The 12,559-nt window shown below is 35.9% G+C and carries 13 protein-coding genes; 4 read left to right on the top strand and 9 right to left on the bottom strand.

Features of this window, described 5'->3' with window-relative positions:
- Positions 1-43: 43 nt before the first annotated feature.
- From OPR49_RS06715 to OPR49_RS06675, 9 genes are all read right to left on the bottom strand, one after another.
- A complete protein-coding gene (locus OPR49_RS06715) occupies positions 44-1,048 on the bottom strand; it encodes a major capsid protein (protein ID WP_164224824.1) in 1,005 nt (334 codons plus the stop codon).
- A gap of 43 nt (positions 1,049-1,091) precedes the next feature.
- Positions 1,092-1,463: a head decoration protein gene (locus OPR49_RS06710; protein ID WP_164224825.1), complete on the bottom strand. Its 372-nt coding sequence runs from the start codon at positions 1,461-1,463 to the stop codon at positions 1,092-1,094.
- Positions 1,456-2,544: a S49 family peptidase gene (locus tag OPR49_RS06705; protein WP_236515170.1), complete on the bottom strand. Its 1,089-nt coding sequence runs from the start codon at positions 2,542-2,544 to the stop codon at positions 1,456-1,458. The genes OPR49_RS06710 and OPR49_RS06705 overlap by 8 nt, the downstream gene beginning before the upstream one ends.
- Complete coding sequence (locus OPR49_RS06700; protein ID WP_264337665.1) at positions 2,541-3,968, bottom strand: phage portal protein; 1,428 nt, start codon at positions 3,966-3,968, stop codon at positions 2,541-2,543. Before OPR49_RS06700 ends, OPR49_RS06705 begins: the two co-directional genes overlap by 4 nt.
- Complete coding sequence (locus OPR49_RS06695; RefSeq protein WP_187297528.1) at positions 3,968-4,192, bottom strand: gpW family head-tail joining protein; 225 nt, start codon at positions 4,190-4,192, stop codon at positions 3,968-3,970. The genes OPR49_RS06700 and OPR49_RS06695 overlap by 1 nt, the downstream gene beginning before the upstream one ends.
- 3 nt (positions 4,193-4,195) lie before the next feature.
- On the bottom strand, positions 4,196-6,019 hold the full coding sequence (locus OPR49_RS06690) for a phage terminase large subunit family protein (RefSeq protein ID WP_264711407.1): 1,824 nt from the start codon (positions 6,017-6,019) through the stop codon (positions 4,196-4,198).
- Positions 6,016-7,494 (bottom strand): ankyrin repeat domain-containing protein, encoded by a 1,479-nt coding sequence (locus OPR49_RS06685; protein ID WP_264711408.1) that lies wholly within the window; start codon positions 7,492-7,494, stop codon positions 6,016-6,018. Before OPR49_RS06685 ends, OPR49_RS06690 begins: the two co-directional genes overlap by 4 nt.
- 19 nt (positions 7,495-7,513) lie before the next feature.
- Complete coding sequence (locus OPR49_RS06680; RefSeq protein WP_264711409.1) at positions 7,514-7,984, bottom strand: hypothetical protein; 471 nt, start codon at positions 7,982-7,984, stop codon at positions 7,514-7,516.
- A 135-nt stretch (positions 7,985-8,119) separates the two neighbouring features.
- Positions 8,120-8,590 carry a Holliday junction resolvase gene (locus OPR49_RS06675; RefSeq protein WP_077188250.1) on the bottom strand — a complete coding sequence of 157 codons (471 nt, stop codon included), beginning with the start codon at positions 8,588-8,590 and terminating at the stop codon, positions 8,120-8,122.
- An 876-nt stretch (positions 8,591-9,466) separates the two neighbouring features.
- On the opposite strand from OPR49_RS06675, the gene OPR49_RS06670 reads away from it, so the two are divergent.
- From OPR49_RS06670 to OPR49_RS06655, 4 genes are read left to right on the top strand one after another with little or no spacing between them, the layout of a single operon-like run.
- The gene (locus OPR49_RS06670) at positions 9,467-9,958 is read left to right on the top strand and encodes an RNA polymerase sigma factor (protein WP_236514589.1); all 492 of its coding nucleotides are present in this window, start codon (positions 9,467-9,469) and stop codon (positions 9,956-9,958) included.
- Between the two features lie 51 nt (positions 9,959-10,009).
- On the top strand, positions 10,010-10,807 hold the full coding sequence (locus OPR49_RS06665) for an ATP-binding protein (protein ID WP_264711410.1): 798 nt from the start codon (positions 10,010-10,012) through the stop codon (positions 10,805-10,807).
- Positions 10,808-10,830: 23 nt separating this feature from the next.
- Entirely contained in the window at positions 10,831-11,319 is a 489-nt protein-coding gene (locus OPR49_RS06660; RefSeq protein ID WP_264337671.1) for a hypothetical protein, read from the top strand.
- Entirely contained in the window at positions 11,316-12,542 is a 1,227-nt protein-coding gene (locus tag OPR49_RS06655; RefSeq protein ID WP_264711411.1) for an AAA family ATPase, read from the top strand. Before OPR49_RS06660 ends, OPR49_RS06655 begins: the two co-directional genes overlap by 4 nt.
- Positions 12,543-12,559 lie beyond the last annotated feature (17 nt).

Genomic DNA, 12,559 nt, shown 5'->3' with positions numbered 1-12,559 from the left:
GTAAAGCATTCTTCTGCCTCACACCGCTTTATATTTGCTCTACCTATGTTGCAACGATCTTGACTAGTATTGCTGGACGGTGGCACATTGGCAGAGGGTTTGACTGCGTATGCAAATCAGTCCCTCTATCAAATCTTCTTGGCTCTTGTTTTGCATAGAGTGGCTGTCCAAGAGTATTCACTGTTTCATTAAAATCTGCTGGTGCAAAATATGTTGTAAATGTGCTTGCTGTTCCTACTGGAAAACAGTGCCCCGTATCCCTTTCTATAAATCTTCTCACGGTTCCTTCAGGATCAGTTGCTTGTCCTCTATATTCCTCAAACGTTATTCCACAGAACGTAAATCCTGACCTCATATCATTTCTTAGCGCTGCTCCTTCTTGCCATCTCTCATATGCTTCTTTCACTTTAGCATGAGAAGTAAGTGCATCAAAAAACTCAGGGCTTACTAAAGCATGAATTCCTGTCATATATTCACCACTTAGATTATCTTCTATGTGCCTCAATACTTCCAGACACTTACGTTTTACATCAGTTATCGCTGCTCCCAGTGCAAAATTTACTACTTTTGGTGTTATTTCAAATTCGTTGTACAGATTTAACAATTCACTGCCATCTGCGTCCAGAATTATTCCTTTCAGCGCTCCCATACGCAAATGCTCCAACGTTATTGCATGTTTATTTCTCATTAGCTGCAAATGGTCAGTTATTACATCTGCCAGCGCTTTAAGTTCACTTTCTGATCCAAATGCTCTTATTCCCTGTACTTCTTCTGGTAACACTACATCATCATGCGGAATATGTGGAATCGTAAATGTTCTTACCTTTCTTTTTCCTCTTTTTCCTACTGTTGCTGGTGCTCCGGGTACTTGCGTTGGTAGTAAACTTAATACTCCATTTTGCTCTTCTATGGTAATATGTCTAAATCTTACTGACCTACTTGGAAATAAATTTAAATTTTCAACCCGTCCATAATTTATCGGCAATATATTCATCGCATTAGTTAGTGCCGTCATACTAAATGCTGTATTTGTAAATGGATTTTGCATTTTTTCTTTTCCCCCTTTGTGTTTTTTATTGTTTAATATAGCTTTAGACTGCTTTACGGATAATGATCCCTCGTGTTTCAAGTTGCTTTATTGCTGCATTTTTCTGCTCTTCAGTGATATTTGCTGGCCATACAACTGCATGATCTGCTAGCATTGCACCGCGAGCAATAATTACTCCTTTAGCATTTTCCTTTGCGTTTACATCACTTGAAATTACTCCTATTGCCGTTTGTGTGCCATCGGTTGCTGTTAGATTTAAGACCCTAATAAAACCATCTTCAGTCTTTTTAGCAACTACTGCACCAAGCTTGAGATTCTGTCCTTTGGCAACAGTTATTTGATCTCGTGAATATAAATTTGATGCTTCATATTTTAGAAGATCACCAAGGTTATTTTGTTCTGTTATACTACTCATTTTGCTTTTCTCCTTTTGTTATATATTTTAAATGCCTACGACTTTTCGCTACCTGCATCATCAACTCTTCTCCTGAATTCTGTGGTATTGTACTTATTATCTCTGTCTTCTTTGTTCTTTCTGCAAGTAATTCCATTAAAACTTCCCTTGCTTGCTCAACACTTACACTCTGCTCAATAAATTCTCCTATTTTCTCTGGCATCTTTGATATATTACATAAACGTATTAATTCAAGAACTTCAGTACGATACTTAGTTAAATTATTAGTTTCTTCTTTTAGGTCAGTTATAGTTTGTTCGTTCATAGTAATACTCCTGTTTTTATTAATATATTTAAACTCTGAAAGAATTGTAATTCCATCTGCAAGACCTATTTCTACTGCTTTCTCGCCAAAATATAGCCCTGCTTCTGTTGATTTGATTGCCTCTACAGAAAGGTTTCTATTGCGTGCTATTAGCTCAACCAGCATTCCATATAAACGATTCACTTCGCTTTTTAGGTTTTCTAAACTCTCAGAAGTTATTGGCTCATGTGGATTTAAATCATTTTTTCTACTTCCTGCAAATACTGTCGTATATTTTATTCCCTGTTTTTCATCAAACCCACTTTGATCTATATGACTTGCTATTACTCCTATGCTTCCTACTCCTGAAGTTCTACTCACAAATACCTTTTCAGCGCTAGAAGCTATAGCGTACGCTGCAGAATATGCATCATCATTTGCTATCGCTATTATCCTCTTTTTTCCCCTTGCACTGTAAATAAAATCAGCAAGGTCAAACACTCCATTGACCTCTCCTCCAGGACTGTCTATATCCAACAGGATTGTTTCTATATCACTATCTTCTATTGCTTGTGTAATTTGTGCTTCTATTTGATTATAGGAAGTCATTCCAAAAATATCATCAAAAGTTTCTGACTTTTTTGTCAAGATTCCATGTATCGGTATTATTCCTCTTTCACTATTTCTTACTGCATGTTTTATATTTTTAAAGATAGGCTGCTTTCCTGTTTGTAGTGACAGTAATTCAAAACTCCTTGGTTCTACCATTACACATCTGTTTAGCCATTGTTGTTTCATATCACCTCTTGATTGGCCGTAACGTCAGAATCAAAACTTAAGCCCAGTTCACTTGCACGTCTTTGATCTTCAGCAATTTCCTGCTCAATTTCTTCTACATCGTAACCCATTTCTGATACTACTTCTGATCGACTCTTAAATCCATTTCTTACTGCCATTTGCTGTGCTTGCTGATCTTTTAGCGGATCGACCCAATCAAATCCCTGTGGTATCCATTTTACTTCTTTTTTTGCTCCTTCTTTTCCCTTTGTCCATTCTTCACCTATGTCTAGTTCTCCAGAAAGTAGTGCTAACTCTAACCATCTATCCCATACAGGACGGCAAAACTGAAATACCATTATGTTATGCTGTAACATTGTACATCTCCTACGAAACTCTATTAATCCTGCTCTGATTGATGAATAATTAACGCCACTTAGATCCCCAGTTAGTTGCTCATATGTTATTCCTGTACCTATTGCTATTGCTCTCAGCTGCTGTCTCATGAATGCTTCATAACTTCCTCCAACATCCGATGGTTCTGAAAATTTTATATCTTCTCCTGGGTCTAAAAGCTGCATTGTTCCAGGCTCTAAACCAGATAGTGCTACTCCTTGCTCATTACTTTCACCTTCTCCTAAAATATTTGCTTCTGGATCGAGTCTCGTAATAAATCCTGCAAACATCGCCGCTGTCTTTTTTCTCACTAGCTCTGCATCATCGTATTGATCAAGCTCATAGAGCTTTAGCAGTATATTAGAAAGCCATGGCTCTCCCCTAATTTGCCCAGGTCTTAGTGGTCTATAGATATGTAAAACATCGTTTGCTGGTACTCTTACTGATTCTCCAAACGTACTTTCACCAGGGTGTTCTTTAAATAGGTAGTATGCTTCCCTTTGCCCAAGTCTATTGAACTCAATCCCGTTTCTTATTACATTACCATTTGCTAAAGTTTGATTTGTTTTATTATCTAAGTGTTCAGATTCAAGCACTTGTAATTGCAACGGTACACACAGACCATCTCCAGGTTTTCTTGTTCTTAACCGTATGAAACATTCCCCGCCTTCTATCATGCTCCTACAAACCAGTGCTTGCAGTCCATAAAAATCATTTACTCCACTACTGTCTGCTTCATCTGTCCATCTCAGCCATAACTCTTGCACTCTTTTCCGAAACTCTGGATCTTTAGCTTTTGATTGCGGTTTTATTCCTGTTCCAATCGAGTTACTTACTATTGTATCAATGATATTTGCTGCATATGGATTTTTTCTTACCATATCACGAGAGCGGCTACGCAAGTGCTCAAGGCTTTGAGAGAGTAAATTATTTATGCTTCCCGTTTCTCCTTGCCAATACATTACCCTTCTTCCTGAGCCAGATGCATCCCAGGCTGAGCTTTTGATTTTTGGCTTGCTAAATAGTTGTTTGAATGATTTTAGTAACATTACAAAACTCCCTTGTTAGTAGCAAAAATAATTTTCCTCTTCGGCTTCATTCCAACAATCTTTAGTTCAGCCTTAATACGTTGTCTTAAGCTTAGTAAATCATTTATATCTACTTCTGCATATCTCACCACATGGTCACCATATGCAATTGATACCACTCGCTCTCCGTTTTGCAGCTTCTTTATCGCTTCTTCAATTTGAACTAAATACTCTTCGTTATACATTTACTACTTGCTGATCCACTTACTTTTCACTATTTTCTTTGATTTTTTACTTTCTGGTTTTTCACTTAAACTATTCCATTTATTTTCTTGCCACCTATCAATTCCAAGCGCAATAGATGCAGCTCTCGCATAAATTCGGCAATCTAGCACTTCATTTCTTTCTCTTACCTTTTGCCACTCCTGTTTGGTGTATCCCTTTACTACCTTGCTGACTAACTGCTCTGCCGTTAGCTGCTTAAAATACTCAGGTGCATACTCGGGAAAATGACAATACCCTGCTGGCACTTTCTCTTCTTCTTTTAAAACATTAAGTAATTGAAAAAGTTCTGACTTTAATATTGATACTCCTACTGGCCAGAGCTTTATTCCTCTTTTCAGCTTTTGCCCACCAACTGTTATATCTACTCTGCTTGGACTGCTAAGTGGTACTAGAGCTTTATTTACACCTTTGACTGCCATTACTCTTCCACAGCCTTGATGACCTCTTATCCAATTGTATACTTCTTGCGTTGCATATCCAGCATCTACTGCCATCATACTTATCATATATTCAAGCCCATTTTCACCGATAAAATGATGATTTAACAGCTCTGAAAGCTTTTTCCATACTTCTCCACTTCCTGTATCTCCTTCAAATACTCGGTAGTCTATTGACCAATTTTCTCTGCCTTTTCCCCAGGCTACAACTTCTACTTCCAAGCGATCTTTTTGAACATCTACTCCTGCTGTGAGAACTACTTCGCCTTTTGGTACTGTGCCAATCTGAAAAAATTCTCTCCTGTTAAATAATTGCTTCCAGTCCGGTACTTCTCCTTTATCTACCCAGGTTTCTCCAAGCGTGGTATTTATCCAAACTTTCAGTAATTGTTCACTTTCCTTTGCATGGAGAAAGTCCTCTACTGCTTGTTGCCAACTATACCAGCCAACTGGACTATAAAGACTTGAAAGATGAAATCCTTTTTTCTCACCTTCTTTTGCCTCTGTAGCTCTCCATTCTCCACGTTCTAGCATCTCTGTCTTTTGATGATTTTCTATTTTGCCGCTACATTCAGTGCAGACATAATGTGCTGTTCTTGAGTCGTTATTTTCCCATTTTATTTGTGACCATTTTAGAACTTGATAGTAATTACAATGCGGACATGGTACAAAAAAATATCTCTTATCTGTTGCTTCAAACTCCTTCTCAATTCTGCTTATTCCATGAATCGTTGGTGTTGATACTAAAAAAATCTTTCGACGTGCAAATGTATTAGTTCGAGCAATACTGAGCAGTACTGGATCACCTTCTCCTCCTGAATCTCCTGGATAGGCATCTATTTCATCAAGAAAGAGATATTTTACTGGCATGGATCTAAGTCCTACACTGCTATTCGCTCCAGTTATTACTACTATTCCACCTGGAAACTCCTTACTTTGTACAGTATTGCCTGAGTCTCTTGATCTTGGGTCTTTTACTTTACTCTTTAAACATGGTGTACTCTCTATCAACGGTGCAAATCTTCCCTTCGACCAACGTTTTCCCATTTCGACTGTTGGCTGTACTACTAGCATTGGTCCTGGTGTTTGATCGATGATATAGCCAATCCAATTGTTGCCAGCTTCTGTTCCCCCAATCTGCGCTCCTTTCATGAATACTACTTTCTCCGCTGACGAAGATGGAGATAGTGAATCCATTATTTCTTTTAAATAAGGAGTTCTTTCTGTTCTCCATTTACCTGGCTCTGATGCTGCAGTTGGCGCTAAAACTCGATACTCATTCGCCCACTCTGATACTTTAAGCTCTGGATCTGGTCTTAAACCTTCAGAAAAAGCTCTAGCGTATATCATTGTCTGCATCTACTCATAATTGGTTCTATCTCAATATTGTTAACAGTAGAGTTTATTCCTCCACACTCCTCCAATTCCATAAACATCTTTTTCTGAAATTCGTTTTCTATATATCTTTTGCTCATCTCACTTATCATTATTGCTATAATAAGCGCAAATATCCCTGTTATTGTTGCAAAAATGATTGCACTGCTTATTGTTGTTGCTGTTAACCCTATACATACCGCTATTGCTACTGCACTTACTGAGGTAAAAACACAGATCACATTGTTGTATTTTCTTACTTTTGCATCTCTATGTTCTATACACCTATAATAAACTGGTACAGACTTGCCTATCTCGTCTGGTAATTTGATGCTCTTTTCTTTAAATAAAGTTTTTAGCAACTCTAAATTATTTGACTTGATTGCTAAGTGCAGAACAGGTGTATAATTTGCTCCTTTTGTCAGCAATAACTTTACTACATGTAAATGCCTTTTTTCTGCAGCAAGGTAAATCGGTGATAGACCTTTATTATTTGAAATATCAATATCAATTTCTTCTTTTAAGATAGACTCTACAATCTCAATTTCTCCTCTTTGTGCAGCTAAATGGAGTAGACTATTCTTTTCAGAACCGTATTTATTACTCATCAAAGCCTTCTTTATCTCAGGTTTAGCGTAATCAAATGGTGTCTTGCCGCTATCGTCTTTTACCAGAGGGTCTATATCTTCTCGTGTTAGTAAAACCTCTATTGTTTTAAGTCTTTCAGCGTAATGTAGTGGCGTTTTATTTTCGTAATCTTGTAAATTGACTTGAGCATTAGGCTCCCTTATTAAGCATTTGAGAATATCAAGACATAAGTCTCTTTCATCGTAATTAGTATTACTTACAGCTATATGAACAGGCGACAATTTCATTGAGTTTTGTCCCATACGTGCACTATTTACATCTGCTCCAAGTTTCAGCAGTAACTTTACTATCTCTAACTTTTTATTATTAACTGCATAGTGCATTGGTGTCTGATTTCGCGCATCAAAGACATCTATTTCAGCTTTTCCTTCTCTTATCAAAATCTTTACAACTTCTGCATGTCCTATTCCTGCTGCTAGATGTAATGGCGTATGATGCAGAGCATTTCGTACATTAACGTCAATACCTTTTCCTATCAAATATCTGACTGCATTAACTTCACCTATCATTGCAGCTAAATGAAGTAAACTATCTTGTTCTGACCCGTATTTGTTACTAATTAACGCTTTCAATATTTCTGCTTTTTTCTCTTCTTTGGCGTAATCAAGAGATGTTTTACCTTCATTATCTTCCACAAAAGGATTAATGTTCTTCTTCGTGAGTAACAAATCCACCATACTTAATTCATCAAATTCTATAGCACAATGTAGTGGTGTCTTTCCATTTAATCCTCTGACATTAACATCTAATCCAGGTTGATTAATGAGACACTTTATTAACTCCAAACTTAAGTTATTAGCCATTTTATATTCAAAATCTTTCTTATATTTGAAATTTAGTATTAGATAATTCTTGTAATGAGTTTGTAATCTCTTCAGTTAGCACCATATGAATCTTTTCAGTGTCACTCAGTGATGCAAGCAATGCTGAAACTCTATTTGGAATATTAAGCAAATTATTACGGACAACTCTTGCTACGTTAAATGCTTCAGTTTTTACCTCTTCAATTGACACAAATTTGCCTATTTCAGCTTTCACTTTAGCTTCCAAAAGTTTACCACGTTCGGTTTCATTTTTTATTCGCGTTTTTAGCAATATCGTTGAAAGTATTTCTCCGCGCTCTTTTCTTCTCAGTGGTTGACTTGGATCTCTTATTGCTGCTACCGCTTCATTTGCTTGTTCTCGGTCAATAAGTCCATCTTCCAGCTCAACTATTCCTTTTTTTACTAAAGAACAGACATATTGCCTCGAAAACCCTTTTTCCCTTGCCCATTCTGCTTGCGTAATTCTCACCTTTTTTTTCTCCTTATTTTAGCACTGCTCAGCTATAATTTCGTAAGTAGTTAACATTTGAAATATGTCTAACGCTAAAGAAGGCCCGAGGTCGGGACCACCAAACCCGCCAGCCTGGCCAAAAGGACCCACTTTTTATGATATCTTCAACGTATTGAAATCTTTACTAAAATTCATAACATAGAACATTAATGCTAAAGAATCTGCTTCATTATCATCTGTTGGACAAAAACCCTTTTCCTGCACTGCTTCAATTACATCAGCTTTACTTGCATTGCCCTTGCCAGTTATAAAACGTTTAATAGTCTTAACCGAAACACCTTGATAGGGAATATTACTTTCTTCACACCAAGCAGAAAGGTGTGCTAAAAACCCTCCATAGATATGTGCAGCATCAGTTCCCAAGTGTCTTCTCACTTCTTCAAAGTATACAACTTCAATGCCTGGAAATTTATACTTAAGTGAATTAAGCCAATTACGAAAATTTAAAAACTGCATTCCACCACCACTAAACCTGCTAACATGAAAACTCTTACTTCCACTTTGCACTATTCCATCATTTAAAATAGTCCAGCCGGTTTGTTTGCCAAGATCTAGGGTGAGCATTTCCTTTCAATTGCCGAGTACATATATATACAAGATTTGAAAAAATTACGTCCAAAAAATCTTTAATTTTCGAAATTTAACAACTAACATAAAAACTCTTTTACAGCCAGTTTGTTTACCAAGCCTTTCAATTGTTGTGTACATATATATACAAGATTTGAAAAATTTTCGTCCAAAAAATCTTCAAATTTTTAGGAATTTTTTTTTATAATTCTTGAATTTGAAGACCTTTCAAACGGGTTTCTCTACTTTTAGAGGTTTTTATTATTCTACTCTTATATTTTATATGTTTTTATATATGTGTATATTTTTATATATGTATTATATATATATATTATATATAAGGGTTTCAGGAAGCTAGAATCCTCCATATTGGCGGACTTCAGATATGCCGTTCCTAGGAACGGTTTTAGGAACGCATGGTGAAAACCCGCCATACAGGCTAATTCTAGATTCCTGATTCCTAATTCCTGATTTAGGAAGCCAGTAATTAGGAACGGAACTTAAGGTTATAGAGAGCATACTTTTCAACTATTTTCCTCTTAAAAATTTAAGCTATTCTTTTAATAGCGAAATCCACATTTTTAGCTCTTTAGGTGATATTGAATTTCAAAATATGAAATTCTTATATATTTTTAATATAACTTTAGGAAGCCTGAGCTACCCATTCTTAAAAATATTGAAATCCATTTAAAATAGATTCCAAAAACCTAAACTGTATTATTTTAAATTGCATCAGTATTATTCTCAAAAAAAAATAACAGAATATCAATAGATTAAAAATCGCATCAGTATTATTTATTTTTGCTCCTGTCCTACATAATAGCATTAATAACTCTCATCCTTAAAAGCATCAATTTGTTTTTAAGGAAAGTTATGAAATTACAAAACTACCATATAGTTATTAAAAATGTAAAATATCAAGCTTATAGACTAAAACTTGCTAAGTGCTTTATTAATGAAGCTCACGAAGATCTTGAGCAAGAACTCTTCTGTGAAATTTGGCCATATCTTGACCAGTATGATGAAGACAAAAGTAGCTTTAATACCTTTGTAGCAAGATTAACTGAAAATAAAGCTATTAACTTGCTAAAGAAACAGCGATGTGCAAAACGTGATATCAACAATTACATTAGTATTGATGTAACAGAGCTATTTGAGGGTGAAATAACAAAACGCATTGATGTAGACTATATGATCTCGGTTTTACCAAAGGAATGGCAAAATATATGTGAGCAACTTAAATTTTTTAACTTACATGAAGTTGCCAAAATGAACAACGTTTCAAGAACCACTTTAAACAATATTATCAAGAAGATACGTGCCAAACTTTCTCCTATTTACTACGAAGGCAAAAAGAAAAATTGAACAAAATTTTTGCCTTTCTTGTATATATATACATCGTAGCATGGATAAATAATGGTTCTTAAAATTTTGAATAATAATGAAAGATTGCAAACAATATCAACTGTAAAAATGGTCATCTTTGGTCCTTATGGTATTGGTAAAACAAGTCTCCTAAAGACCGTAGATGAACCAACACTTTGCCTTGATTTTGAAGCAGGGCTTCTTGCTGTTCAAGATTGGCAAGGAGATTCAATTAGTCTTCGCACTTGGAATGAAGCTAGAGATATTGCTTGTCTTATAGGGGGGCCTAATCCTGCGCTGAAGTCTGATCAAGCATATAGCCAAAGACACCATGAACATGTATCTGGTAAGTACAAAGATCTTTTCTCTGAGTTTTCTAAATACCGATGCATTTTTGTAGATAGCATAACCGTTGCTTCACGTTTATGTCTATTATGGGCAAAAATGCAACCTGAAGCTTTTTCTGAGAGATCGGGAAAACAGGACATGAGAGCTGCCTATGGATTACTTGCTCAGGAGATGATGGCTTGGCTCAATCAATTTCAACACATCAGAGACAAAGACATCATCATAGTTGGCACTTTAGGTCAATATCTCGATGACTTCAATCGTCCAATTTGGCTACCTCAATGCGAAGGAACTAAAACTGCTAGTGAAATTCCTGGGATAGTTGACGAAGTAATCAGTATGGTTGGAATCAAGAAAGATGATGGAACGGAGAAGCGCTCTTTTGTTTGCCACACTTTAAATCCCTGGGGATACCCAGCTAAGGATCGTAGTGGACGTCTGAGTATGGTTGAAGAACCACACTTAGGTAAGCTGCTTACAAAGATTAAAAGCAAGTTTTAAAATTTAAACATGGAGAGTGATATATGTTACAAAACCTATTAACTGATTTTAACACTGTAAAACCGCAAAGTAGACTAATACCTAAAGGTACAATAGTAAAGGTAAAAATGACAATCAAGCCTGGAGGTTATGAGCATTGGTTTACTAAAAGCCCCACTACCGGTAGCATTTATTTAAATACAGAATTTACCGTTATTGAAGGTCTATATGAAAAGCATAAGATTTACCAAATAATTGGTATTAAAAGTAGTAAAGCAGAAGATACTTGGGGAGAAATGGGTCGCTCTATGCTTCGCAGTATCTTGGAATCAGCACGTGACATTCATCCACATGATAACTCAGAAAGTGCAATCCTTGCTCGTAAGCTAAATTCAATTGCAGAATTAAATGGCTTAGAGTTTACAGTAAAGGTAGGTGTTATAACTGATGAATATGGAGAGAAGAACAAAATTGCTTCGGTAGTTACTCCAGAATACCGCAAAAATTATGAAATTGACAGAGTACCATTTTGAAGTACGACGAGGAAAAGCTTTGGTCTGCTGTCGTTACTAGAGGTATTCAGGACGCAGTAGGAAAAAACCCAAAGCTAAGAGAAGAAGCAATTAATTGGCTGAATTCAAAATCTTTTGAAACTGTTTGTGAGCTAGCTAATCTCAACTTTACACGTATGAAAAATATGTATGGGAATTTTATGTCTAAAAAGCAAAAAGAGTTAAAGATGTTATTGATTGATAATATCAAGGAGTGTGTTTCTTACCTACTTCCAAATGGTGAGTTTTACCGAGAAAAAACTTATATTGGAGACTTAAATGGAAATACAATTACAGTTAAAATAGTAGGTAAGGAAGCTGGTGATTGGCGTAATTTTACTGAAGGAACTGGTGGTGATATTATTGATCTTTGGATTTTAATTAAGGGTGATATATATTCTGCTAGAAAGTGGCTCAATAAAAAATCAAAGAGTGGAGAAAAAAAAGGGGGGAAAAGAGAAGAAAAAATATTTTCTGTAAAGCAGTACTTAAGTGATCAATCACCAATACCAGAAGACATAATAGCTCCACGAATTCTCACTCCAGGTGGTCTTTTAGTCATTGGTGGTACGCCAAAGGTTGGCAAAAGTTATTTTCTTCTCTCTTTGCTTGCACATCTTGCAGCAGGAGTGTCGTTTCTTAAGATGAAGTCAGCAAGGCCACTAAAAATAGTCTATCTGCAAAATGAGATGGAGTACAATTATATCAGGGAACGCATACAACAAATCATAACTAATCAAAGGCTACCAAATCTAGCAGAAGAAAACTTGATCATTACTACAAAGATGAGATTAACTTTAAATGATGAAGGTATAGAGAGAATAAAAGAGATCATAGGGGAAAAATTTAAAACGATAGATCTTATCGTCTTGGATTCGATTGACTATGAAAATATATTTTCTGGCCTGCAAAGTAGAATAGAAAAACTACGTTCTATAATTAATCCTATGGCTGGAATAATTATTACACGTCATACCAGAAAAGTATCCACAGCTACACTCGCAAAAAGTCCTTTTCAAGCTTTAATTGGTGCTAATGCTTTAAGAAGTTTTTATACATCTGGTATGGTAATGTTTCAACCAAATAAACGTGCAAATGTCTTGCAAGTAGTATATGAGCTAAGAAACGGTAAATCAATACCAGCAAAATTCATTAGCAGAGTAAATGGGCGTTGGCAGAACTCTAAAGTTATAGCTACGGCTTAATTTATCCACAAAAACCG

Source organism: Wolbachia endosymbiont (group A) of Bombylius major (genome assembly GCF_947251895.1).
Lineage (GTDB): Bacteria > Pseudomonadota > Alphaproteobacteria > Rickettsiales > Anaplasmataceae > Wolbachia > Wolbachia pipientis.
The sequence above is the reverse complement of the archived record's forward strand: the minus strand, read 5'-3'. Positions and strand labels throughout refer to the sequence as shown.